Source organism: Arthrobacter rhombi, from assembly GCF_039526245.1.
In the GTDB taxonomy this organism is placed as follows: Bacteria; Actinomycetota; Actinomycetes; order Actinomycetales; family Micrococcaceae; genus Arthrobacter_H; species Arthrobacter_H rhombi.
On sequence record NZ_BAAAIV010000012.1, the window covers coordinates 214,859 to 240,188 of the forward strand.

21 protein-coding genes are annotated in these 25,330 nt (G+C 67.5%); 20 read left to right on the top strand and 1 reads right to left on the bottom strand.

Annotated features, from left to right (window positions below):
* Window positions 1–19 precede the first annotated feature (19 nt).
* The 20 genes from ABD088_RS11655 (at window position 20) to nrdR (ending at window position 24,449) form a co-directional block, all read left to right on the top strand.
* Window positions 20–1,768: a peptidoglycan D,D-transpeptidase FtsI family protein gene (locus ABD088_RS11655; RefSeq protein ID WP_343902101.1), complete on the top strand. Its 1,749-nt coding sequence runs from the start codon at window positions 20–22 to the stop codon at window positions 1,766–1,768.
* Window positions 1,762–3,414 carry a UDP-N-acetylmuramoyl-L-alanyl-D-glutamate--2,6-diaminopimelate ligase gene (locus ABD088_RS11660; protein WP_372710521.1) on the top strand — a complete coding sequence of 551 codons (1,653 nt, stop codon included), beginning with the start codon at window positions 1,762–1,764 and terminating at the stop codon, window positions 3,412–3,414. Before ABD088_RS11655 ends, ABD088_RS11660 begins: the two co-directional genes overlap by 7 nt.
* Before the next feature lie 12 nt (window positions 3,415–3,426).
* The gene (locus tag ABD088_RS11665) at window positions 3,427–4,911 is read left to right on the top strand and encodes a UDP-N-acetylmuramoyl-tripeptide--D-alanyl-D-alanine ligase (RefSeq protein WP_343902103.1); all 1,485 of its coding nucleotides are present in this window, start codon (window positions 3,427–3,429) and stop codon (window positions 4,909–4,911) included.
* Window positions 4,908–6,014, top strand: a complete 1,107-nt coding sequence (gene mraY / locus ABD088_RS11670) for a phospho-N-acetylmuramoyl-pentapeptide-transferase (protein ID WP_343902104.1) — start codon at window positions 4,908–4,910, stop codon at window positions 6,012–6,014. Before ABD088_RS11665 ends, mraY begins: the two co-directional genes overlap by 4 nt.
* Window positions 5,996–7,528 carry a UDP-N-acetylmuramoyl-L-alanine--D-glutamate ligase gene (gene murD / locus ABD088_RS11675; protein WP_343902105.1) on the top strand — a complete coding sequence of 511 codons (1,533 nt, stop codon included), beginning with the start codon at window positions 5,996–5,998 and terminating at the stop codon, window positions 7,526–7,528. Before mraY ends, murD begins: the two co-directional genes overlap by 19 nt.
* A gap of 9 nt (window positions 7,529–7,537) precedes the next feature.
* Window positions 7,538–8,965, top strand: a complete 1,428-nt coding sequence (gene ftsW, locus ABD088_RS11680; protein WP_343902106.1) for a putative lipid II flippase FtsW — start codon at window positions 7,538–7,540, stop codon at window positions 8,963–8,965.
* Window positions 8,962–10,104: an undecaprenyldiphospho-muramoylpentapeptide beta-N-acetylglucosaminyltransferase gene (gene murG / locus ABD088_RS11685; protein WP_343902107.1), complete on the top strand. Its 1,143-nt coding sequence runs from the start codon at window positions 8,962–8,964 to the stop codon at window positions 10,102–10,104. Before ftsW ends, murG begins: the two co-directional genes overlap by 4 nt.
* A 5-nt stretch (window positions 10,105–10,109) precedes the next feature.
* On the top strand, window positions 10,110–11,507 hold the full coding sequence (murC, locus tag ABD088_RS11690; protein WP_343902108.1) for a UDP-N-acetylmuramate--L-alanine ligase: 1,398 nt from the start codon (window positions 10,110–10,112) through the stop codon (window positions 11,505–11,507).
* The gene (locus ABD088_RS11695) at window positions 11,504–12,247 is read left to right on the top strand and encodes a cell division protein FtsQ/DivIB (protein ID WP_343902109.1); all 744 of its coding nucleotides are present in this window, start codon (window positions 11,504–11,506) and stop codon (window positions 12,245–12,247) included. Before murC ends, ABD088_RS11695 begins: the two co-directional genes overlap by 4 nt.
* 197 nt (window positions 12,248–12,444) lie before the next feature.
* On the top strand, window positions 12,445–13,677 hold the full coding sequence (gene ftsZ / locus ABD088_RS11700; RefSeq protein WP_343902110.1) for a cell division protein FtsZ: 1,233 nt from the start codon (window positions 12,445–12,447) through the stop codon (window positions 13,675–13,677).
* An 85-nt stretch (window positions 13,678–13,762) separates the two neighbouring features.
* The gene (locus ABD088_RS11705; protein WP_343902111.1) at window positions 13,763–14,515 is read left to right on the top strand and encodes a purine nucleoside phosphorylase YfiH/LACC1 family protein; all 753 of its coding nucleotides are present in this window, start codon (window positions 13,763–13,765) and stop codon (window positions 14,513–14,515) included.
* A gap of 9 nt (window positions 14,516–14,524) precedes the next feature.
* Window positions 14,525–15,298, top strand: coding sequence for a YggS family pyridoxal phosphate enzyme (locus ABD088_RS11710; RefSeq protein WP_343902112.1), 774 nt, complete (start codon window positions 14,525–14,527; stop codon window positions 15,296–15,298).
* A 67-nt stretch (window positions 15,299–15,365) separates the two neighbouring features.
* A complete protein-coding gene (locus tag ABD088_RS11715; RefSeq protein ID WP_343902113.1) occupies window positions 15,366–15,872 on the top strand; it encodes a cell division protein SepF in 507 nt (168 codons plus the stop codon).
* Between the two features lie 13 nt (window positions 15,873–15,885).
* The gene (locus ABD088_RS11720) at window positions 15,886–16,176 is read left to right on the top strand and encodes a YggT family protein (RefSeq protein ID WP_343902114.1); all 291 of its coding nucleotides are present in this window, start codon (window positions 15,886–15,888) and stop codon (window positions 16,174–16,176) included.
* Between the two features lie 172 nt (window positions 16,177–16,348).
* Window positions 16,349–17,122 carry a DivIVA domain-containing protein gene (locus ABD088_RS11725; protein WP_343902115.1) on the top strand — a complete coding sequence of 258 codons (774 nt, stop codon included), beginning with the start codon at window positions 16,349–16,351 and terminating at the stop codon, window positions 17,120–17,122.
* 96 nt (window positions 17,123–17,218) lie between these two features.
* Window positions 17,219–17,806: a signal peptidase II gene (gene lspA, locus ABD088_RS11730; RefSeq protein WP_343902116.1), complete on the top strand. Its 588-nt coding sequence runs from the start codon at window positions 17,219–17,221 to the stop codon at window positions 17,804–17,806.
* Complete coding sequence (locus tag ABD088_RS11735) at window positions 17,803–18,738, top strand: RluA family pseudouridine synthase (protein ID WP_343902117.1); 936 nt, start codon at window positions 17,803–17,805, stop codon at window positions 18,736–18,738. The genes lspA and ABD088_RS11735 overlap by 4 nt, the downstream gene beginning before the upstream one ends.
* A gap of 112 nt (window positions 18,739–18,850) precedes the next feature.
* A complete protein-coding gene (gene dnaE, locus ABD088_RS11740; protein ID WP_343902118.1) occupies window positions 18,851–22,414 on the top strand; it encodes a DNA polymerase III subunit alpha in 3,564 nt (1,187 codons plus the stop codon).
* Between the two features lie 58 nt (window positions 22,415–22,472).
* Window positions 22,473–23,837, top strand: coding sequence for a histidinol dehydrogenase (hisD, locus tag ABD088_RS11745; RefSeq protein WP_343902119.1), 1,365 nt, complete (start codon window positions 22,473–22,475; stop codon window positions 23,835–23,837).
* Between the two features lie 120 nt (window positions 23,838–23,957).
* Window positions 23,958–24,449: a transcriptional regulator NrdR gene (gene nrdR, locus ABD088_RS11750; protein ID WP_343902120.1), complete on the top strand. Its 492-nt coding sequence runs from the start codon at window positions 23,958–23,960 to the stop codon at window positions 24,447–24,449.
* A gap of 39 nt (window positions 24,450–24,488) precedes the next feature.
* On the opposite strand, the gene ppgK is transcribed toward nrdR, so the two are convergent.
* Window positions 24,489–25,295 carry a polyphosphate--glucose phosphotransferase gene (ppgK, locus tag ABD088_RS11755; protein WP_343902121.1) on the bottom strand — a complete coding sequence of 269 codons (807 nt, stop codon included), beginning with the start codon at window positions 25,293–25,295 and terminating at the stop codon, window positions 24,489–24,491.
* Window positions 25,296–25,330: the final 35 nt, after the last annotated feature.

The following is a 25,330-nucleotide window of genomic DNA, read 5'->3' on the forward strand; positions in this document are numbered from 1 at the left end:
AACTGGTTTGGCGATTGCCATGGTTCTCCTTGTCCTGCTGGGCGGACGGCTCTTCCTCGTGCAGGGGCTGGACCCCGCCGCCGAGGCAAATGACGCAATCAAACAGCGGACCCGTACGGTCGACGTCCAGCCTGTTCGGGGAAGCATCCTGGACTCTTCCGGCAAAATTCTTGCAGCCAGCTTCGAACGGTATGACCTGGTCGTGGACCAGCGGCAGGTGAAGACGGAGTTCAAGCGTCGGAACGACCAGGGCGGCCGCGATATCGTCCAGACCCAGGTCGCGATCAAGGAACTTGCGCCCATCCTGGGCATCGACGAGAAGGAACTGACGGCTTCCATCGTCGGCACCGAAGGGGCCCAGAAGAAGGGCTACTCGGTCGTGGCGAAGGGGATCACCCCGGAGACCCGCAACAAGGTGACCGACATCGGCTTGCCATGGATCACCAGCCAGAACCGCTTCGAACGCGAATACCCCAACGGCACGATCGCCGGTTCTGTGCTGGGCTTCTTGCGTTCCAGCGAGGACGGAACTTCGCAGACCGGTGCAGAAGGTCTGGAGTTGAGCCAGGACCGTGCTTTGTCCGGAACACCCGGAAAGAAGACGTACGAAATCGGCGCCGATGGTATTCGGATACCCATGGCCACCCAGAAGGAACACCCCGCTGTCGATGGCCAAGACGTCAAGCTGACCATTAACAGCGACATCCAATGGGCTGCCCAGGAAGCCGTGATGGCCAAGCAGAAGCAGTTCAACGCCGAATGGGTGAATGCGGTCGTCGTGGAGGTCAAAACGGGCAAGATCCGTGCCCTGGCTGACTCCACCACCGTCGATCCCAACGATCCCGGTGCCACGGATGCCAAATACCGTCGCTCCACCACGGTGTCCCAGGCGTTCGAGCCGGGTTCGACGGGCAAGGCCGCGACGTTCTCGGCAGCACTTGAGGAAGGGGTCGTGAAGCCTACGGACCACTTCAAGGTCGGTCATACGTACAAGATCGGCGGCGAGGAGATCCACGACTCCCTCAAGCACCAGACCTTCAATATGACTGCGGCCGGCATCTTTGCGCGCTCATACAACACCGGTACGACGATGATCGGCAGCAAGCTCAGCAACGAGCAGCGCTACGAGTGGATGAAGAAATTCGGCATCGGCCAGGGCATCGATATCGGCCTCCCCGTGAACAAGGGCATTTTCGTTCCACCAGAGCGCTGGGACCGCCGCCAGCAGTACACGACGATGTTCGGTCAGGGCTATAGCCAGACGGCACTGCATACCGCCAAGATCTTCCAGACCATCGGCAATAACGGCGTCCAGATCGAGCCGTCGTTGATCGAGTCCTACACCGATGCCGATGGCACCGAGCACGAGCGCAAGGAAGTGGCCAAGACCCGTGTCATCTCCGACAAGACCTCCCAGGAGATGCGGCGGATGATGGAAACCGTCGTCACCGACGGCACCGGCTACGCCATGGGCATCGACGGCTACCGCATTGGCGGCAAGTCGGGCACGGGTCAGGCCGCTGGCCCGACCGGGAAACTCGATGGCTACACCAGCTCCTTCGCGGGTATGGCTCCGATCGATGACCCCCAGTACCTGGTCGTCGTGACCATGCAGCGTCCGACGGGTAACTGGCGCAGCTTCAGCGTGGCCGATACCTTCAAGTCGATCATGTCCCAGACCCTGAACAGCTACAACGTCCCGCCGACGACCGATAAGCCCAACCCCTACAAGGTCTTCGTCGGAAAGCGACAGAAATACGGATGGTAAGCATCGTGCAGCCCACACCCCAGGACGCCGAGCGTGCGTTCCGCCCCGAGACAGCGCCCCACGTCACCTTGCGGGAGTTGGCCGACCGTCTCGGGAAATCCGGCATCGCGGCCCGGGTCGAAGGCAACGGCGATGTCGTCGTCTCCGGCGTATGCCTCGATTCCCGCGCTGTCCTGCCCGGGGACATCTACGCTGCCGTGCCCGGTGCACGCAACCACGGAGCGGACTTCGCGACGGCAGCAGCGGCTGCCGGCGCAAGTGCTGTCCTGGCCGATCAGGATGGTGCACGCCGTTCCGGCGGGGCAGACCTGCCCGTCCTCGTCGTTGATTCCGTGCGTGCGGCCGTGGGGCCGTTGGCTGCGAGCTTGTATGACACCGCCGACAGTGCACCTGCGTTGCTGGGGGTGACCGGGACCAATGGCAAAACCACCACGACCTACTTCATCACGTCGCTGCTCAGAGCCCTGGGCCAGCGTACGGGGCTGATCGGTACGATCGAGATCCTCGCCGATGGCACGCGCATCCCCAGTGTCCTGACCACTCCGGAGGCGCCGCAACTGCACGCGCTGCTCGGGCGCATGCGCGGGGCTGGGGTGGATACCGTCGCCATGGAGGTGTCCTCGCACTCCATCGACTACGAGCGGGTCGGGGGGATGCGCTTCGACGTTGCTGGTTTCACCAACCTCACCCAGGACCACCTCGACCTGCACGGCAGCATGGACGCCTACTTCTCCACCAAGGCGCGGCTGTTCGACGCAGGACGCAGCACGCGTGCAGTCATCACCATCGACGACGAGTGGGGCCAGCGGATGGCCCATACCTCGGACGCCGACGTGCTGACGCTACGCACCCAGCCAGGGGATGACGCCGTTTCCGACCTGCCAGGTGAGGCATGGCAGGTGGCCTCGCTGGTCCAACGCGGGCTCGGGCACGACTTCGAACTCCGGGGGCTCGGAGGCGCCGTACTGCGGGCGCACACCGGGTTGCCCGGACTCTTCAACGTCTCCAACGCGGCCTTGGCGGTGCTCATGGTGCACGCCTCAGGGGTGCCACTCGAATCCCTGCAGCGCGTTCTGGACGAATTCGACCCCCTGACCGTGGCCGTGCCCGGTCGGATGCAGGTGATCTGCGAGGAGCCCGCAGGCATCGTGGACTTCGCACACAATTCCGATGCCCTGGAGCGGGCCATCGGTGCGGTGCGCGGTGATCGCCCCGGCGCGCGGGTCATCGTCGTCTTCGGCGCCACGGGGGACCGGGACGCCACCAAACGCTCCACGATGGGTGCCATTGCCGCGCGACACGCCGATGTTGTCATCGTCACCGATGATGATCCCCACACTGAGGATCCGGCGGGAATCCGCCGGCAGGTCCTGGATGGCGCCTTGCGCGCCATCGACGAGGAGGGGCTCTCCAGCAGCGCCAGCGAGGTCTTTCCCCGCGCCGATGCCATTGCTGCTGCCGTGGCGATGGCCCGGGCGGAGGACACCATCCTGGTGGCCGGCCGGGGCCACGAGGTCTGGCAGGAGGTCAACGGGGTGAATGTCGCGCTCGATGACCGGGTCGAGCTGCGCCGCGCCCTCGAGGCGGCAGGATTCACCCCCCGCCCTGCCGGGACGGATGCCGCCGACCCCGCGGGCAACGGGTAAAGTCGGAGTGCCATGATTGAACTGACTACAGCCGACATTGCGTCCATCACCGGTGGGCGCGTCACGGCCACCGCCGACCCCGGGGCTTCCGTCGCCGGCGTCGCCACCGATTCCCGGGAATGCGCTGACGGCTGGCTCTTCGTCGCCAAACCCGGCGAATTCTCCGATGGGCACCACTTCATCGACCGCGCTTTCGCCGCCGGAGCCGTGCTGGCCCTGGCCGAACGCGAAACCCTGGACCCCCACGGGCACGTGCATCCGGCAGTGGTCGTCGACGACGCGGTGATCGCCATGGGCGCACTGGCCGCACACATCGTTGACCTGCTGCGCAGCGGGGGCACCGAGGTCGTGGGCATCACCGGCTCGGCCGGCAAGACCACCACCAAGGACCTGCTCTCCGCGATCCTGCAGACCGCAGGTCCCACGGTCGCGCCGATCGGCTCCTACAACGGCGAGGTCGGCGTCCCGTTGACCGTGTTCGGCGCCACCGCCGAGACCCGTTACCTCGTCATCGAGATGGGGGCCACCGGCATCGGGCACATCACCTACCTGACGGACATGGTCAAGCCGGGCACCGGCGTCGTGCTCTGTGTGGGCACCGCCCACGCCGGGGAGTTCGGCGGCGTGGAGAACATCGCCCGCGCCAAGGGCGAACTCGTCGAGGCCCTGCCCGTCCACGGCACGGCCATCCTGAACCTGGATGACCCCCGGGTGGCAGCGATGGCATCGCGCACCCAGGCCACCGTCCTGGGATTCACCATGGACGACGGCGGCACGGAGGCTGCCGTGTCCGCCTCGGACATCGTGGTTGGCCCCGACGGATGCCCGGAATTCACCCTCACCTTGCCCGGCGGCGGTTCCCACCGGATCCGCAGCGGGCTCATCGGGCGCCACCATGTGGCGAACATGCTCGGTGCCGCGGCCGCAGCGCACGCGTTGGGCATCGACGGCGAAACCATTGCCGCGACCCTGCAGGGCCGCGGCCCCGCCAGCCGCTGGCGCATGGAGCGCACCGAGCGGGCCGACGGCGTGAGCATCATCAACGACGCCTACAACGCCAACCCCGAATCCATGCGGGCGGCGCTGCGGACCCTGGCCGAATTGGGCCTGGCCAACGAGCAGGGCACGGCCCGGCGCACCTGGGCGGTCATCGGCGAAATGCTGGAACTCGGCGCCGATTCGATCCACGAACATGACCTCGTCGGCCGCCTGGCGGTACGACTCAACATCAAGAAGCTGGTGGTGGTCGGCCGAGGGGCGAAGGCCGCCCACAACTCGGCGGTCCTCGAAGGCAGCTGGGGGGATGAGGCGTACTACGTCGACACCCCCGACGAGGCCGAGCAGTTGCTACGTGACCAGCTGGAACCCGGAGACATCGTCTTGTTCAAGTCCTCCAACTCATCGGGGCTGCGCCACCTGGGCGACCGGGTGGCCGCCCACAACGCCCCCGGCACGTCGGCCACGACGACGGCAGCCGGATCGGAGGACGCCCGGTGATTTCCCTGCTCGTAGGCGCCACGATCGCCCTGGTCATCACCTTTGTGGGGACTCCCGCCTTCATCAAGCTGCTGACCCGCAGGAGCTACGGCCAGTTCGTCCGCGACGACGGCCCCACCTCCCACCACACCAAGCGCGGTACCCCGACCATGGGTGGCGCACTGATCGTGCTTGCGGTCCTGGTCGCCTATTTCGGCACGCACGGCATCCTGATGCTGACCGCCGATCACTCGCCCGGCCCCACGGCCAGCGGCATGATCCTGCTGTTCCTCATGACCGGCATGGGCTTCGTGGGGTTCCTCGACGACTACATCAAGATCTCCAAGCAGCGCAGCCTCGGCCTGCGTGCCTGGCAGAAACTGACGCTGCAGGCCGCGGTGGGCATCATCTTCGCCATCCTGGCCCTGCAGTTCCCGAACGACAAGGGACTGTCACCGGCATCCACCCACATCTCCATCACGCGGGACACCGCCATGGACCTCGCCTTCTTCGGCCCCGTGGTCGGTGCGATCCTCTTCGTCATCTGGTCCAACGTCATCGTGACCGCGGCCACCAACGGCGTGAACCTGACCGATGGGCTGGATGGGCTCGCCACCGGCGCCTCGATCATGGTCTTCGGTGCCTACACGCTGATCGGAATCTGGCAATTCAACCAGGCCTGCGGTTCCTCCCGCTCGATCGGCGCGGTCTGCTACGAGGTCCGTGACCCGATGGACCTGGCGTTGCTCGGGGCGATCCTCAGCGGTGCGTTGGTGGGCTTCCTCTGGTGGAACACCTCGCCGGCGCAGATCTTCATGGGCGACACCGGCTCACTGGCCATCGGCGGTGCCGTGGCGGCGTTCGCCATCCTCTCGCGCACCGAGATCCTCCTCGTCGTGCTCGCTGGCCTGTTCGTGATCATCTCCCTCTCGGTCATCATCCAGGTCGGATACTTCAAGCTCTCCGGCGGCAAACGCGTCTTCCTCATGGCCCCGCTCCAACACCATTTCGAGCTCAAGGGTTGGGCCGAGGTCACCATCGTCGTCCGCTTCTGGATCCTGTGCGGCCTGCTGGTGGCTGGCGCCGCGGGTATCTTCTACGGCGAATGGGTGCTCGGACTGTGAGCGCCCCGTTGGATGACCTGACCTCATGGGACGCCGACTGGAAGGGCCTGCGCGTCGTCGTTGCCGGGCTGGGCCTGTCGGGGTTCTCGGCTGCCGACACGCTGGCAGAGCTCGGGGCCACCGTCGTCGTGGTCGATTCAGGGACCGGCGGGGAGAACCCCGCGCGCGCCGAGACGCTGAAGATCGTCGGGGTCCACGACGTCCTGCTCGGAGCCGAACACGCCCAGGCGCTGCCCACCGTCGATGGCCAGGCCGCCGAACTGGTCGTGGCCTCCCCGGGATGGCCACCCCATCACCCGATGCTGCGCGCCGCGGCCGACGCCGGCATCCCCATCTGGGGAGACGTGGAACTCGCCTGGCGCGTCAACCACCGCGAGGGCCGCAAGACCGCCGAATGGCTGGTCATCACCGGCACCAACGGCAAGACCACGACCGTGGGCATGACCGAGGCCATGCTGCGCGCCGGCGGGCTGCGCGCCATCGCGGCCGGCAATGTCGGCACCCCCATCCTCGACGCGGTCCGGGACCCCGAGGGCTTCGACGTGATCGCCGTGGAACTCTCCAGCTTCCAGCTGCACTACACGCACACGATGTCCCCGCTGGCCTCGGTCGTGCTGAACATCGCCCAGGACCACGTCGACTGGCACGGCTCCTTCGAGCAGTACCAGGCGGACAAGGCCAGGATCTACGAACGCACCCGGGTGGCCGCCGTCTACAACGTCGATGCACCGATCACCGAGACCATGGTGGAGAATGCCGACGTCGTCGAGGGCTGCCGGGCCATCGGCTTCACCACCGGCGTCCCGGCCCGCAGCATGCTCGGTGTCGTGGACGACCTGCTGGTGGATCGCGCCTACATCGACGACCGCCACGACTCCGCCGCCGAACTGGCGTCGCTTGAGGACTTCGGGGGAGTGGCCCCCCGGCACATGGTGGCCAATGCCCTGGCAGCTGCAGCACTGGTGCGCGCCTATGGTGTCGGGCCGGAGGCCGTCCGTGAAGGGCTGCGCGGTTTCGACCGCGGCGAGCACCGGATCCAGGCCGTCGCGCGCCGGGACGACATCCTGTGGGTCAATGACTCCAAGGCCACGAACCCCCACGCAGCAGCGGCTTCCCTGTCGGCCTTCACCTCGGTCGTCTGGATCGCCGGGGGGCTCTCCAAGGGCGTCGACTACTCCGATCTGGTGGCGAAGTACGCGGGGAGCCTGCGCGCCGTCGTCCTCATCGGAACCGACACCGGGGCCCTGCGTGAGGCATTGCGGCGACACGCGCCGACGGTGCAGGTGATCGAGGCCCCGGTGCGCGAAACTGGTACACAGACAGCGGACGCGGGGGACCGGGGAACGAAGGTGATGACCGCGGCAGTCCAGGCGGCCGCCGACATCGCCCAACCCGGCGACACGGTGCTCATGGCACCCGCGGCCGCGTCGATGGACCAATTCACCTCCTACGCCCACCGTGGCACCGCATTCATCGAAGCCGTCGCCCGGCTCATGGAGGACGAAGAGAACTAAGGAGAACGCGTGGCACCCCCCACAACACGCCCACCCGGAGGATCGGGACGCAAGCCCCGAATCCGCAGGACGGGCAGCAGCGGGGGAACCAGCCGGCCCACCGGCCAGGTGGCTTCCACCACGCGCCACCAGCCATCGCCACCCCGGACGGAACGCACCGCCGTCGTGTCCCGGATTCCGGGCGGGAAGGCTGCCGAGACCCGCCAGGCCAAACGCAGCGCCGACGGCGAACGACCCATCACCAGGTTCTGGCGTTGGATCGAAGGGGACCCGTCCAAGGACGGGCGCACCGGCTACTACCTGATCCTGGGCAGCACGCTGGCCCTGACGGTGATCGGGCTGATGATGGTCCTCTCGTCCTCGTCGGTGGAGGCCATCAGCAAGAACCCCAATGCCTCCTCGTACGACCAGGTCATCAAACAAGGCATCTGGGCCCTCATCGGGATCGTGCTGATGCTGGTCATCTCCCGGTTCTCGCTGCCCACGTTCAAGAAGCTGGCCTGGCCTGCGTTCTTCATCGGCGCGTTCCTGCTGCTGCTGGTGCTGACCCCGCTGGGCCTCACGGTCTACGGCAACCGCAACTGGATCCAGTTGGGCCCCTTCACCGCCCAGCCGTCCGAAGCCGCCAAGCTGGCCCTGGCTGTGTGGTCCGCCTCGGTATTGAGCAAGAAGGCCAAGCTCATCGACCAGACCGGCCACGCGCTCATTCCGGTGCTCTTCCCCGGAGGGCTGCTCCTGATCGGTCTCGTCATGCTCGGTCGCGACCTCGGTACGGCGATCGTCATCGGCCTGGTCCTGGTGGCCACGCTCTTCCTCGGCGGCGTCCGGCTCAAGCTGTTCGCCGTGGCCGGCATCGCCGGAGCGGTCGCCGCGATCCTCATGGTCCTGGTCTCCGGCAACCGCATGACCCGCATCTACGCCTGGTTGGGACTGAACTGCGACACCGACCCGGCGGCTTGCTACCAGTCGACCCAGGGGCTCTACGCCCTGGCCTCCGGAGGCTGGTGGGGCGTGGGACTGGGCCAATCGCGGCAGAAGTGGAACTACATCCCCGAGGCCTCGAACGACTTCATCTTCACCATCCTCGGCGAGGAACTCGGACTGCTGGGCACCATCGTGGTGCTGCTGCTCTTCGCGATCCTGGCCGTGGCCATGTACCGGGTGGCGGCGCGCCACCAGGACAACTTCGTGCGCATCGCCACCGGCGGCATCATGGCCTGGCTGATCGGCCAGGCATTCCTGAACATCGGCATGGTGACCGGGCTGCTGCCCGTCATCGGCGTCCCGCTGCCGTTCATCTCCTCCGGCGGTTCGGCCCTGATGCTCGCGTTGATGGGGGTCGGCGTCGTGCTCTGTTTTGCCAGGCACCGACCTGACGCCAGCTCCGAACCCAGCAAGTCCCCCGCTACCCGTACCCCCAGGAAGGGGACCCGATGACCTCCACCGTCTCCGTGGTGATGGCCGGCGGTGGCACCGCCGGCCACGTATCGCCCCTGCTGGCCATGGCCGATGCGCTCCGCGCCGCCCAGCCCGGCATCGCCCTGCGCCTCGTCGGCACCCCCACGGGGATGGAGGCCCGGCTGGTCCCCGCAGCGGGATACGAACTGGAGACGATCGCCCGCGTCCCGTTCCCACGCCGGCCCTCGCTGGACCTGCTCAAACTGCCCTTCCGCTTTGCCGCGGCCGTGCGCGGGGCGAAGGACATCCTGCGCCGGGCCGAGGCCGACGTGGTGGTCGGGGTCGGCGGGTACGTCTGCACCCCCGTCTACCTGGCGGCCCGCAGCCTGAAGATCCCCGTCGTCGTGCACGAGGCCAACGCCAAGGCAGGACTGGCCAACAAGGTCGGCGCCCGCTTCGCCGCCCAGGTCGGCACCGCCTTCGAGGGCACCGGCCTGCCCGGCGCCGAGCTGGTCGGGATGCCCATGCGTGCCGGAATCGCCGGACTCGACCGGGAGGCCGCACGCGCCGCGGCCCGCAGCGCCCTGGGCCTGGACCCGCAGACGCCCACCCTGGTGGTCACCGGCGGATCCTCCGGAGCCCAATCGGTCAACCGTGCACTCATCGGCGGGCTGCGCCGGCTCGCCGCCGCAGCAGGGGAGCAGGGCCCGGGGTTCCAGGTCCTGCACGTCACCGGGCGGGGCAAGGCCATGGAGAACGACGACGGGACTGCCCTGGAGTTGCCCGGCTACCACCAGGTCGAGTACATCGACGGGATGGAACAGGCCTACGCCGCCGCGGATCTGATCATCGCCCGGGCGGGCGCCGGGACCGTGTGCGAAATCGCCGCCGTCGGGCTGCCGTCGCTGCTGGTGCCGCTGCCGATCGGCAACGGCGAGCAGGCGCTGAACGCCCGTGGCCTGCGGGCATCCGGTGCCGCGATCGTGGTGGACGACGACCAGTTCACCGCCGAGTACTTCGCCTCCACCCTGCCCGGCCTCCTCGCGGACCCCGCTGGGCTGCAGGCCATGGCCGATGCCGCCCGTGGACAGGGACGCTCGGACGCCGCCGAGCGGATGGCGGCCATCGTGCTCCGCGCCGCCGGCACCACAGCAGCCGCGCCGAAGATGGGAAACTAGAAGACATGCAACAGCTTCACACGGTCGCCGAACTGGGTCGCGTCCACCTCATGGGCATCGGCGGGGTCGGCGTCTCCGCGGTGGCCCGGCTCATGCTCGCCCAGGGAGTCGCCGTCACCGGCAGCGACGCCAAGGACCTGCCCGTGCTCGATGAACTGCGCGCGCTCGGGGCCGACATCCATGTGGGTTACTCCGCCGAGGCCCTGCCCGCGGCGGACACCGTGGTGGTCTCCTCGGTCATCAAGGACGGCAACCCCGAATACGATGCGGCCCGCGAACGCGGCCTGCGGATCCTGCACCGCTCCGAGGGCCTGGCCGCGACCATGGACGGGCACCACGTGGTGGCCGTCTGCGGCACCCACGGCAAGACCACGACGACGTCGCTCATCGCCGTGATGCTGCGCGAGGCCGGCCTGTCGCCGTCGTTCGCCATCGGCGCCAACGTCGCCGGGCTCGGTGTCAATGCCGAACACGGGTCCGGGAGGATCTTCGTCGCAGAAGCCGACGAATCGGATGCCTCCTTCCTGAACTACCGCCCCGACACGATCGTGGTGACCAATATCGAGGCCGACCACCTGGACCACTACGGCACCGAGGCCGCAGTGCATGAGAGCTTCCACCGGTTCGCCTCGTTGCTGCCCGATGGCGGCCTGCTGGTGGCCTGCGCCGATGACCCCGGGGCGTTGGCCCTGGCCCAGCGAATCCGCAGCGAACGTCCCCTGGTCCGGGTGCAGACCTACGGGTTCACCGAGGGCGCGGACCGCCGCCTGAGCGGTTCGGCCCCCGAGGGAGCACGTTTCGCCTGCGGGCTTCAGTGGGGCCATGGGGAATCGCAGCGGCTGTCCTTGTCGGTACCCGGGGACCACAACCTGCTCAATGCGGCGGCGGCCTTCGCGATCGGACTGGATTGCGGGCTGACCCCGGCGGCGGCGGCCGCCGGATTGGCGGCCTTCACCGGAGCCGCCCGCCGCTTCGACTTCCGTGGCGAGGCCGACGGCATCCGGGTCTACGACGATTACGCCCACCACCCCACCGAGGTCCTGGCGGCACTGCGTGCCGGCCGTGCCGTGGCGGGCGATGCAGGCCGTGTCCACGTCGTCTTCCAGCCCCACCTGTTCACTCGGACCCGTGAATTCTGGGCGGAATTCGCCCGGGCACTCTCGTTGGCCGACACGGCGCTGGTGCTGGATATCTATCCGGCCAGGGAACAGCCGCTGCCCGGCATCACCGCCGAACTGGTCGCCGACGCGCTGGAGACCTCCGGGGGGCTCGTGGCCCGCGGGGACGTCACCGAGCGGATCGCCGAGGTGGCCCGCAGCGGGGACATCGTCATGACCATCGGCGCCGGGGACGTGACCGAGCTCGGGGCCGACATCGTCGCCACGCTGGGTGCCCGCGCATGAGGCAGGACCCCCGCGGTGGCCCCAATGTCGTCACCCTGCCCGAGACCCCGGGGCGGCGGTTGCGCCGCCGGGTGCTGTGGATCGGCGGATCGGTCGTCGCCGTGATCGTGGCGCTGATGCTGGTCCTGCTGTTCTCACCGCTGCTCGCCGTGCAGACGATCACCGTCGAAGGCAACAAGCTGGTGCCCACGAAGACCATCAACGCCGCCCTGGCCCCGCTGAAGGGGGTCCCGCTGCCGCGGATCGGCCCGGCCCAGGTCAAGGACCTGCTGGCGGACCAGACGCCGATCCAGGACGTGGTCGTCCAGGCGCATGCACCGGGAACCCTGGAAGTGCAGATCGTCGAATACGCGCCCGTCGCCGTCGTGAAGAACGGCTCGAATTCCTACGACCTGGTCGACGGTGAGGGCAGGACGCTCTCCACGGTGAAGAAACGCGAGAGCGTGAAGCTGCCGCTGATCGACGCCAAGAAGTCCAAGCAGGATCCCCGGGTCTTCGCCTCGCTGACGCACGTGTTGTCCGCCCTGCCCGCATCGGCGCTCAAACAGCTCGACCACGCCAGCGCACAGACGGTCGACTCGGTCGAACTGAGCCTGTCCAACGGGCAGAAGGTCCTCTGGGGCAGCGATGAACGCAGCGGTGACAAGGCCAGGGTGTTGACCGCGTTCCTGAAGGACAAGAAACAGCAGGGCGTCGGCACCTTCGACGTCAGCACCCCTGACCATCCGGTCACCCGATAGTCCCGGCGGGCTCCGCCGGCAAAACAGATCACGGTAATGGGGCGACACGCTGCGGCGGTCGTTGCATGCCGGGGACGCAAAACATAGCGTCTTAGTAGCAGGTACTTGACATAACTATAACCCTCAACTTGAGGGTTAACGTTGGTCCGGTTGAAGCTTCCTAGACTCAGCAGCACATCGAACAAGGGAAACAGGACGTGGCAGCTCCACAGAACTACCTCGCCGTCATCAAGGTCGTCGGTATCGGCGGTGGTGGCGTCAACGCCGTCAACCGCATGATCGAGGTCGGCCTTCGCGGCGTCGAATTCATTGCGATCAACACCGACGCGCAGGCGCTCCTCATGAGTGACGCCGACGTGAAGCTCGACGTGGGGCGCGAACTGACCCGTGGCCTCGGCGCGGGCGCCAACCCGGAGGTCGGCCGCCAGGCGGCGGAAGACCATGCCGAGGAAATCGAAGAGGTCATGCGCGGCGCCGACATGGTCTTCGTGACCGCAGGCGAAGGCGGCGGCACCGGTACCGGTGGCGCGCCCGTCGTGGCCCGTATCGCCCGCTCGTTGGGCGCGCTGACCATCGGCGTGGTCACCCGTCCGTTCACGTTCGAGGGCCGCCGCCGTGCGACCTCGGCCGAGTCCGGCATCGACGCCCTGCGCGACGAGGTCGACACGCTGATCGTCATCCCCAACGACCGACTGCTGTCCATCAGCGACCGCAACGTCTCGGTCCTGGATGCCTTCCGGTCCGCCGACCAGGTGCTGCTGTCCGGCGTCCAGGGCATCACCGACCTGATCACCACCCCGGGCCTGATCAACCTGGACTTCGCCGACGTGAAGTCCGTGATGCAGGGTGCCGGCTCGGCGCTCATGGGCATCGGCTCGGCACGGGGCGATGACCGCGCCGTGAAGGCGGCGGAACTGGCCATTGCCTCCCCGCTGCTCGAGGCCTCCATCGATGGCGCCCATGGCGTGTTGCTCTCGATCCAGGGCGGATCCGATCTCGGCCTGTTCGAGATCAACGAGGCCGCGCGGCTGGTCCAGGAAGTGGCCCACCCGGAGGCGAACATCATCTTCGGCGCCGTCATCGACGATGCCCTCGGCGACGAGGCACGCGTGACGGTCATTGCCGCAGGCTTCGACCAGGTCGACGTTACCAGCGCCCCCGCACAGCCGCGCCAGGTGCCGCAGCAGAACACGCAGCAGCAGGCTCCCCAGCAGGCCATCCCCACGACCGTGCCGGGAACCATCCCGCTGGCTCCCGCCCAGGGCGCCGCGTCGGCACAGTCCTACCAGGGTGCGGGCCGGTCCGCGGCTTCCGCCCCGGAGGCCGCCCCGGCAGCCAACGCCGGTTACGAGGAGCTGCCCAACGTCGTCGAACAGGATCTCACCGCGTCGTCCCACGACGACCTGGACGTCCCCGACTTCCTGAAGTAGCACCCCGGGCCCTCCGAGGCCCCGACGGCGCGCTTCCCGGTCAGCCCGGGTGGCGCGCCGTCTCCCTATCCCCGAGGTGGTTGAAATGCTCCGCTATGAATTCCCCGGCCGGACCCCGGCACAGGTGGCCTTCACCTCGGTGGCCGAGGGAAACCTGGCACTGCATGTCGGCGACGTCCCCGAGGACGTCCTGCGGCGACGTCGCACGCTCGAGTCGGGACTTGGTCTGGATCCCGGTGCCGTGCAATTCATGAACCAGACACACTCGGTGCGGATTCATGCTGTCGATCCTTCCGGACCCGGCTCCACCCGGACCAGCACACCCGATGCGGTGGCCTGGGGGCCGGATGCCGACGCGATGATCTGTGCGGACGGTTCGACCCCGCTGGCCGTGATGGTCGCCGATTGCCTCCCCGTGGTCTTTGCCGCGCAAGGGCCCGACGGCTCTGTGGTCACCGCGGTGGCCCACGCCGGCCGCAAGGGACTGCTCGGGGGCATCCTGCAGGGCACCGTGGACGGGATCCGCTCCGTGGGCGGCCACGAGATCCATGCCTGGATCGGCCCCGCCGTCTGCGGCGCCTGCTATGAGGTGCCGGCCGACATGGCCGCAGAAGCCGATGGGGTACTGCCCGGCATTGCAGCCACCAGCCGGTGGGGCACCGCGTCCCTTGACCTTCCCGGGACCGCGACCCGCCTGCTCGTCGATCAGGGGGTCGAGGTCACCGCCTCGGCGCCCTGCACGCTGGAGGACCCCGAATATTTCTCATACCGCAGCGACCCGCAGACCGGACGACTGGCCGGCATCGTGTGGCTGGCCCCCGCCGGAACCACAGCCTAGGAGGACCCCTTGCCCACCGATCCCGCAGCCACCTCGGAACGCCGCGCCGACCTCGAACGACGCCTGGGCGCCGTGCGGGCCAGGATTACGGCTGCCAGCCGGGAGGCCGGCCGCGACCGTGTCCCCGAGTTGATCGTCGTGACCAAGTTCTTTCCCGACGCTGACGTGCGCCTGCTGCAGGAACTCGGCGTCCGGGACGTGGGGGAGAACCGCGACCAGGAGGCAGCGTCCAAGGCCACCGAACTGGCAGACCTGGACCTCGCATGGCATTTCATCGGCCAGCTGCAGGGGAACAAGGCCAAATCGGTGGTGCGCTACGCCACGGCATTGCATTCGCTGGACCGTTCCTCGCTGGTGACGGCATTGGGCAAGGCCACGACCCGGGAAAACCAGGGCCGTGAGGACGCCGGCTTACCGCGGCGCGCGGCCTTGACCACGCTGGTACAGGTCGACCTGCGCGATGACGCGCAACGGGAGGCGGCGGATCCGGGGGTCGGCCGGGGCGGCGCGTTGCCGGCGGACGTGCTCCAACTAGCCGACCTCGTGGCGGAAACGGAGGGGCTGGAGCTGGGCGGCGTCATGGCTGTTGCGCCTTTGGGAGCCCCGCCGGCGTCGGCCTTCGAACGACTTGCCTCGATCGCCGCAGACGTCCGGGAAGCACATCCGGGCGCGAACTGGATCTCGGCGGGGATGAGCCACGACCTGGAACAGGCCATTGCCGCGGGCGCGACACACCTGCGGGTGGGCTCCGATGTCCTCGGTCCGCGCCCACCGGTGCTGTAGCGTCGTTTGCAGCGGAGACTCAAGCGGGAGAAGACCCCTCGCCGCGCACGATCATAAGGAGAAGACCATGGCTGGCGCCCTGCGCAAGACGATGATCTACCTGGGACTCGCCGACGGTGACGAGCACTACGAGGACGAGAACTACGAAGTCGCGGAGCAACAGCGGCCCGAACCTGCTCGTGCGGAGCGCGAAAGGGCCCCCATGGCCGTCGCCGCCGAGCCGGAGACGGAATACCGTGCACCGGTCACCCCCATCAAGCGCGCGCCTTCTTCCAGGGATGAGGATTCTTCATTGCGGCAAATCACGACGGTTCACCCCCGTTCCTACAACGACGCCAAGATCATCGGGGAGAGCTTCCGTGAAGGAATCCCCGTCATCATGAACGTCACCGACATGGGTGAAGGCGACGCCAAGCGACTGGTGGACTTCTCCGCCGGCCTGGTGTTCGGGCTGCACGGCAGCATCGAGCGGGTCACCAACAAGGTGTTCCTTCTCTCGCCGGCAACTGTCGAGGTCCTGGGTGAGGACAAGAAGTCCTCCGAGGACACGGCGACCTTCTTCAACCAGAGCTAGCCCGCCTGGCCCCGTGGATATTCTCCTTGGACTCGTCTATGCGGTCCTGACGGTTGTCCAGGTCCTGCTCATGCTCAGGATCGTGTACGACATCGTGCAGATGTTCGCCCGTTCGTGGCGGCCCCGCGGGATGGCGCTGATTCTGGCGAGTTTCGTCTACCGGATCACTGATCCGCCGATGCGCTGGTTGCGTTCCCGGATCAAGCCGCTCGACCTGGGCGGCATGCGTCTGGACCTGGCGTTCCTGATCCTGTACTTCGCGGTCATCATCGCCAAGGTGATCGTCCTGCAGGTCGGCGCCTAGCCGACCGGAGCGCGGATTGCACCGGGGTTAGTTATCGGTACGGGAAACGTTATAGTCTTGAAATAGAAAGCGCGACCGGTCCTCGGGCCGGCCGCGCTCACACAAACCGGTGTAATCGCCCTCGGGTCGCAATCAGGCGGCCGGGGAGAGAACTAAGTATCGAGGTGACCAGATGGCGCTCACGCCTGAAGATGTAGTCAACAAACGCTTCCAGCCGACCAAATTCCGGGAAGGCTACGACCAGGACGAAGTTGACGACTTCCTGGACGAAATCGTCGTCGAACTCCGTCGCCTGACCCAGGAGAACGAGGAACTGCGCCAGCGCGTCAGCGGCCTCGGCAACTCCGAGAACTCCGACGTCGAAACCGGCAGTGTCCCGGCACCCGTCGCCGCTGCTCCGGCCACCGAAGCCGCGCCAGCCAAGTCCGCCGACCAGAAGCCCGTCGTGGCCTCCGTCGACGAGCAGGACGAAGCTGCTGCTGACCAGGAAGCCGTAGCCGACGAGACCCCGGTCGCCGCCGAGCCCGAGACTGCCCAGGCCCCCGCCGCAGCAGCCGCCCCGGCCGCATCCGCAGCACCCGTTGCCGAGAGCGCAGCACCGTCGGCAGCTCCCACTGGAGCCTCCGCTGAATCCGCAGCCGGCGTCCTCGCCATGGCCCAGCGCCTGCACGACGAATATGTCGGCGCCGGTGTCGAGCAGCGCGACAAGATCATCGCCGAAGCCCAGCTGCAGGCCACCAAGCTGGTCACCGACGCCGAGGACAAGAGCACCAAGACGCTCAACTCCCTGGAAGAGCAGAAGTCGGTTCTGGAGCGCAAGCTGGACCAGCTGCGCGGCTTCGAGCGCGACTACCGGGCCCGCCTGAAGTCCTACATCGAGGGCCAGCTCCACGACCTCGAGTCCCAGGGCCCCATCGCCTCGCCGGACGCGAAGGACAAAGCCTAGCCAACCGTTGCCGACGGACCACCCCGGTGGCCCGTTGACACCATCGCCTGTCGGCGGCCGGGACTCCCGGCCGCCGACAGCATGTTAAGGACCACCATGGACCAGGACCCCGCTGAACGACCCGATGCCGCCGACGCCGATGCGCCGACACCGGGCCGTGCCCGACCCGCGCTGATCGCCGTTTCCCTGGCGATCGCCGTGCTCGGCGTGGGGCTGGACCAGACCACCAAGGCCATCGTGCAGTCCACGATGGAGCTCGGGGAAAAGATCGAGGTGGTCGGCTCGATCCTGAGTTGGCACTACATCCTGAACCCCGGGGCCGCGTTCTCCATGGGCACCTCCGTGACCTGGATCTTCACCCTCGTGATGGCCGGCGTCGTCATCTACGTGCTCACCTTGCTCCGCAAGGTGCGTTCCCGACTCTGGGCCGTCGCCCTGGGCGGACTGCTGGCCGGGGCAACCGGAAACCTCATCGACCGGCTCTTCCGCGAACCCTCCTTCGGGATGGGACACGTCGTGGACTTCATCGGGGTCCGGAACTTCGCCATCTTCAACGTGGCCGACTCCTTTGTGGTCTGCTCGATGATCGGCATCTGCCTGTTGCTCTTCCGTGGCATCGGCGTCGACGGCCGCCCGATGGACGACAAGAAGCCACGCCAGGGCAAGGAAGCCGGAACCTCGTGAGTGCCAGTACCTTCACGGTCGGCGCCGAGGAGGCCGGACGCCGCATCGATGCGGTGCTTGCCTCTGTGCTGGGTGCCACGCGTAGTGCGGCAGCCGCCTGGTGTGCCGGCGGACATGTGCTGCTCAACGGCGCTCCGGTCGCGAAATCCCGCAAGGTCGTGGCCGGGGACACGGTGAGCGTCGATCCCCCCGAGGAAAACGACCCGCTGGAAGTGAGGGCAGAATACGTGGAAGCCATGGGCATCCTGGCCGAGGACGATGACTACGTGGTCATCGACAAACCCGTGGGTGTCGCCGCGCACCCCTCGCCGGGCTGGGTCGGCCCCACGGTCGTCGGGGCCCTGATGGCCGCCGGCTACCAGATCTCCACCTCCGGTGCCCCGGAACGGCAGGGCATCGTCCATCGTCTCGACGTGGGGACGTCCGGCGCCATGGTCGTCGCGAAGACGGAACGGGCCTACACCGCACTCAAGCGCGCCTTCAAGGAACGCACACCGGCGAAGACCTACCACGCCCTGGTCCAGGGGCTGCCAGACCCGCTGCGCGGCACGATCGACGCGCCGATCGGACGGCACCCCGGACATGACTGGAAGTTCGCCGTGCTGGAAGACGGCAGGGATTCGGTGACCCATTACCAGGTGCTGGAGGCGTTTGGCCGGGCCACCCTGGTGGAAGTCCAGCTGGAGACCGGGCGGACCCATCAGATCCGCGTCCACTTCTCGGCCTTGCGGCATCCCTGTGCCGGCGACCAGACCTACGGGGCCGACCCCAAGCTGGCCGCGGCCCTGGGACTGACCCGGCAGTGGCTGCACGCCCACCGGCTGGGCTTTCCCCATCCGGTCACCGGGGAGTGGGTGCAGGTCGAAAGCGCCTACCCACAGGATCTGGAACACGCCCTGGAGATCATGCGCGACGGGGACCTGCGCTACTAGGAGGTGGCCGCCGTCGTGCATCAGCAGGGGTCGGGCCGTCCTGCGCGTGGGGATCATCACCTGCTCCGCGCGGGGGCGCCGGCGATGGCCGCAACAGGCCTAGACTGGATCGGTGGCCAGCTCAAAACGTGACGGATTCGTCCACCTCCATACGCACACCGAATACTCCATGCTCGACGGCGCGGCGCGCCTGACGGACCTCTTCGAGGAGACCGAACGCCTGGGCATGCCGGCCCTGGCGACAACCGACCATGGGTACCTCTTCGGGGCCTTTGACTTCTGGAGCAAGGCCACCAACGCGGGGATCAAGCCGATCATCGGCGTCGAAGCCTATGTCACCCCCGGGACGGCGCGCACCGACAAGACCCGCGTGCGCTGGGGAGAGCAGCACCAGAAACGCGACGACATCTCCGGCGGCGGCGCCTACACGCACATGACGCTGCTCAGCCGCAACAACGAGGGGATGCGCAACCTCTTCCGGGCCTCCTCAATCGGTTCGCTGGACTCGGTGTTCGGCAAATGGCCGCGGCTGGACCGTGAACTGCTCGAGGAATACAGCGGTGGGCTCATCGCCACCACCGGTTGCCCCTCCGGGGAGATCCAGACCCGGCTGCGGCTGGGCCAGTATGAGGAGGCCAAGCAGGCCGCCAGCGAATACCGGGACATCTTCGGTGCGGAAAACTACTACTGCGAGCTGATGGACCACGGGCTGGAGATCGAGCGCCGGGCCACGAAGGACCTGCTGCGCCTGTCCAAGGAACTGAACATCCCGCTGGTGGCCACCAACGACCTGCACTACACGCACGAGCACGATGCCAAGGCCCACGAGGCCCTGTTGGCCATCCAGTCCGGCTCCACCCTGCTGGAGCCCAGCTACGACCAGGGCGGTTCGCGCTTCGCCTTCTCCGGGACCGGGTTCTACCTGAAGTCCCCGCAGGAGATGCGCACCCTCTTCGCGGAGTTCCCCGAGGCGTGCGACAACACCCTGGACATCGCCGAGCGGTGCGAGGTCTCCTTCAACACCGACGCGAACTACATGCCGAAGTTCCCGTGCCCGCCAGGGGAGGACGAGACCAGCTGGCTGGTCAAGGAGGTCGACGCCGGACTGAAGTACCGCTACCCGAACGGCGTGCCGGACGCCTCCCGGAAGCAGGCGGACTATGAGCTGGGGATCATCACCAAGATGGGCTTCCCCGGCTACTTCCTGGTGGTGGCCGACTTCATCAACTGGTCCAAGGACAACGGCATCCGCGTCGGACCCGGCCGTGGCTCCGGCGCCGGTTCCATGGTGGCCTATGCCATGCGCATCACCGACCTTGACCCGCTCCAGCACGGGCTGATCTTCGAGCGGTTCCTGAACCCGGAACGCGTCTCCATGCCCGACTTCGACGTCGACTTCGATGATCGGCGCCGCTCGGAGGTCATCAAGTACGTGACCGAGAAGTACGGCGACGAACGCGTCTCCATGATCGTCACCTACGGTTCGATCAAGACGAAGCAGGCGCTGAAGGATTCCGCCCGCGTGATGGGCCACCCCTTCAGCATGGGCGAGACGCTGACCAAGGCGCTTCCGCCGGCCGTCATGGCCAAGGACATCCCGTTGGCCGACATCGAGGACACCAAGGCCAAGCGCTACGCCGAGGCCGCCGATTTCCGCCAGCTGATCTCCAACGACCCCGAGGCAGCCAAGGTCTTCGAGACCGCCAAGGGCATCGAGGGCCTCAAGCGCCAGTGGGGCGTCCACGCGGCCGGGGTGATCATGTCCTCGGACCCGATCATCGACGTCGTGCCGATCATGCGCCGTTTCCAGGATGGACAGGTCATCACCCAGTTCGACTACCCGACCTGTGAGGGCCTGGGGCTGATCAAGATGGACTTCCTGGGGCTGCGTAACCTGACGATCATTTCCGACGCCATCGAGAACATCAAGATCAACCGGGGCGAGGAGCTGGACCTGGAGCATCTGGCCGTCGATGACCGGGACTCCTACGATCTGCTGGCCCGGGGCGACACCCTCGGCGTGTTCCAGCTCGACGGCGGACCCATGCGTTCGCTGCTGCGTCTGATGCGCCCCGACAACTTCGAGGACATCTCGGCAGTCATCGCCCTGTACCGTCCGGGGCCCATGGGCGCGAATTCACACAACAACTATGCGCTGCGCAAGAACGGGCTGCAGGACATCACCCCGATCCACCCGCAGCTGGAGGAACCGCTCGCGGAGATCCTGAACACCACCTATGGGCTGATCGTGTACCAGGAGCAGGTCATGGCCATCGCGCAGAAGGTCGCCGGCTACTCGCTGGGCCAGGCCGACATCCTGCGCCGCGCGATGGGCAAGAAGAAGAAGGCCGAGCTAGACAAGCAGTACGCCGGCTTCCACCAGGGCATGCTGGACAACGGGTTCTCCGAGGCGGCGGTGAAATCCCTGTGGGACATCCTCCTGCCCTTCTCCGACTACGCCTTCAACAAGGCGCACTCCGCTGCCTACGGACTCGTCTCCTACTGGACGGCCTACCTCAAGGCCCACTACCCGGCCGAATACATGGCAGCACTGCTCACCAGCGTCGGCGATGACAAGGACAAATCCGCGCTCTACCTCAATGAATGCCGGCACATGGGCATCACCGTGCTGCCACCTGACGTCAACTCGTCCCAGCTGAACTTCACCCCGGTGGGCGATGACATCCGCTTCGGCATGGGTGCCATCCGCAACGTCGGCGCCAACGTGGTCAACGCGATGGTCGAGGCCCGGAACGAAAAGGGGAACTTCGAGTCCTTCAGCGACTACCTGCAGAAGGTCCCCGCGGTTGTCTGCAACAAGCGCACCATCGAATCGCTGGTCAAGGCCGGCGCCTTCGACGAGATGGGGCACCCGCGCCGGGCGTTGGCCATGATCCACGAGGAGGCAGTCGACTCGGTCATCGTGCTCAAGCGCAACGAGGCGGCCAACCAGTTCGACCTCTTCAGCGCCATGGACGACCCGACAGCCGGTGCCGGGCTGGCCATTGAGGTGCCGGACCTGCCCGAGTGGGAGAAGAAGGACAAGCTCTCCTTCGAACGCGACATGCTGGGCCTCTATGTCTCGGACCACCCGCTGAAGGGGTTGGGCAGCCTGCTGGAACAGCATGCCGACCTCTCCATCACCCAGGTCCTTTCCGAGGACGGACCGCGCGACGGGCAGATCGTCACGATCTCGGGGATGATCACCTCCCTGCAGCGCCGCATCGCCAAGAACAGCGGGAACCCGTACGCCCGCTGCGAGGTCGAGGACCTGGGCGGCTCGATGGAGGTCATGTTCTTCGGCCAGGCCTACGGCCCCATCGCCAGCGTGCTGGCCGAGGACCTGATCGTCGTGGTCAAGGGGCGGCTCCAGCGCCGCGACGACGGCGCGGTTTCGCTCAACGCCCAGGAACTGACCATCCCGGAAATCAGCGAGGACGGCCTCGCCGGCCCGGTGGTCATCTCCATGCCGGCCCACAAGGCCACCGAAGCGGTGGTCTCCCAATTGGGCGAGGTCCTGCAAACCCACTCGGGCAACACCGAGGTGCGGGTCAAGCTCTCCGGAACGCGGAGCGTCGAGCTGATGCGCCTGGGCATTGAATTCCGGGTCAACCCGAACCCGGCACTGTTCGGGGACCTCAAGGTGCTCCTCGGGCCGGCCTGCCTGGACATCTGAGCGGCCCGGGCCGTCGCAACAGTCTGCGGTCCGGGCGGCCGCGTCGTAAACTTGGACGGTGACGAATCCAGCCAACGCCCCGGAATCCTTCAGCGCCCTGCGCACCATCGACTTGCGCGGAACCGCCCTGGGCCATGCCGCCCTGAAGGCCGCGCTGCCACGGCCCGAGAACGACAGCGCGTCGGCCGCCGAAACGGTCCAGCAGATCATCGGCGACGTGCGCACCCGCGGATTTCCGGCCTTGGCCGAATTGGCGCACCGCTTCGACGGCGTGGAACAGAGCACCACACGGGTGCCCGCCGAGTCGATGCGCCGGGCACTGGAGAACCTTGACCCCACCGTGCGCCGGGCGTTGGAGGAATCGATCCGCCGGGCCACCCGCTTCGCCGCAGCGCAGGTCCCGGCGCCGGCGTCGGTGGACTTCGGCGACGGTGCGACGGTGACCCAACGATGGGAGCCGGTCCGCCGGGTGGGCCTCTACGTCCCGGGCGGTTTGGCCGTCTATCCGAGCTCGGTCATCATGAACGTCGTGCCTGCCCTGGCAGCCGGGGTGGGATCCATCGCCCTGGCTTCGCCGCCGCAGCGTGAATTCGGCGGGCTGCCCCACCCCACGATCCTCGCCGCCGCTGAGCTGCTGGGCATCACCGAGGTCCACGCCATGGGCGGAGCCCAGGCGATCGCCGCCTTCGCCTATGGGATCGAGGCGCCTGCTGCCCCAGGTCCTGCCGGGATCGAGCCCGTGGACGTCATCACCGGACCCGGCAATGTCTTCGTGGCCACCGCCAAGCGGCTGGTCAAGGGGGCCGTGGGAATCGACGCGGAAGCGGGACCCACGGAGATCGCGATCCTGGCCGACGCCGACGCCACTGCGCGTTACGTGGCGGCAGACATGATCAGCCAGGCCGAACACGACCCCAACGCGGCGGCGGTCCTGGTCACCGATTCCGTCGATCTGGCGGACGCCGTCCGTGGTGAACTGGAACTCCAAACCCGGACGACCAAGCACGCGGACCGCGTCATGGCCGCCCTATCGGGCCGCCAGTCGGCGGTCATCCTGGTTGACGACCTCGAGGCCGGACTACGGGTCTGCAACGCGTACGCCGCGGAACATCTGGAGATCCTGACCGCCGAACCGGCCGCCGTGGCCGCCCGGGTCACCGCCGCCGGAGCGGTCTTCGTCGGCGAGCACAGTCCCGTGTCCCTCGGCGACTACAGCGCCGGTTCCAACCACGTGCTGCCCACCAGCGGAACTGCGGCTTTCGCCTCGGGCCTGAACGTGCTGACTTTCCTGAAGGCCATCCAGGTCATCGAATATCCCGCGGCAGCCCTGCGCGAGGTCGGCAGCCACGTCATCGCCTTGGCCGATGCCGAGGACCTGCCGGCGCACGGCGACGCGGTCAAGCAGCGACTCGAACGCGGTTAGGCCGGGGGAGCGGCGGGGGACCGACGTGTCGAACATGACATGATGGTTCAGCCGATACGGCATATTTGACGGCGGTGCGGGCCTCGGCCCGCCCCACGACCACGGAAAGGGATGGAGCCCATGCGTTGTCCATTTTGCAGGAACTCCGACTCCCGGGTCGTCGACAGCCGCCTGACGGAGGATGGCTCGTCCATTCGCCGGCGCCGGCTCTGCAGCTCCTGCGAACGCCGCTTCACCACGTTGGAGACCACGAGCCTGAACGTCGTCAAGCGCTCGGGCGTCGCCGAGCCCTTTAACCGGGCGAAGGTCATTTCCGGTGTGGGCAAGGCCTGCCAGGGCCGACCCGTCACCGATGACGACCTGGCGTTGCTCGCCCAGGAGGTCGAGGAAACCGTCCGGGCATCGGGCGCCGCGGAGATCAACGCGAATGATGTCGGCCTGGCCATCCTGCGCCCCCTGCAGAACCTGGACCAGGTCGCCTACCTGCGCTTCGCCAGCGTCTACCAGGGGTTCGACTCGTTGGAGGATTTCGAGACGGCCATCGACAAGCTGCGCAACGAGGGCAAGGGTGCCCCGGATGCCAGCCACCAGCGGCCGTTGACCGCCGGCTAGGGCTGCCCCGGCCGCCTGCCCCGCCGGCGGCCGCGCTCATTACTTGCGCAGGCCGAAGTGGATGGCCGCCTGCAAGGCGCCGCCGACGATCCCCGCATTGTTCTTCAACGCCGCCGGTTTGATCGGCGTGCGCAGGTCCAGCTGGGGCAGGAAGTCCTCGGAGCGCTTGGAGATCCCGCCGCCGACCACGAACAGCCGCGGGGAGAAGAGGAACTCGACGTGGGAGAAATAGCGTTGCAGGCGCACCGCGTAGTCATCCCACGCCAGGTCCTCGCGTTCCCGCGCCGAGGCAGAGGCCCGGGATTCGGCGTCGTGCCCATCGATCTCCAAATGGCCCAACTCCAGGTTCGGGACCAGGATGCCGTCGTGGATCAGCGCCGAGCCGATGCCGGTGCCCAGGGTGATGACCAGTACCGTCCCCTCGACTCCTTCGCCGGCGCCGTAGCGCACCTCCGCGAGGCCGGCGGCATCGGCGTCGTTCATCACCTGGACGGGGCGGTGCAGCGCGTCGGTGAAGAGCGTATCCACGTCGGTATCGATCCATGACTTGTCGACGTTGGCCGCCGAGAGGGCAATGCCCTCGTGGATGATCGCCGGGAAGGTGATGCCCACCGGGGCGTCGGCGTCCGGGGCGCCGTCCCGCGCACCGAGCTCGGCGACGATCTGTGCGACGACCTCGGCCACGGCCTGCGGGGTGGAGGGCTTCGGCGTGTCGATCCGGTACCGGTCGCCGATCAGCTTGCCCTTCTTCAGGTCGACGATGCCGCCCTTGATGCCGGTGCCGCCGATGTCCAGGCCGATGGCGGTGGAGATCTTGTTCTTCTTGCTCTTCTCGTCCTTCGACATGGGGGCTCCTCAGCGGATGGGTGGGTCGGTAGGGG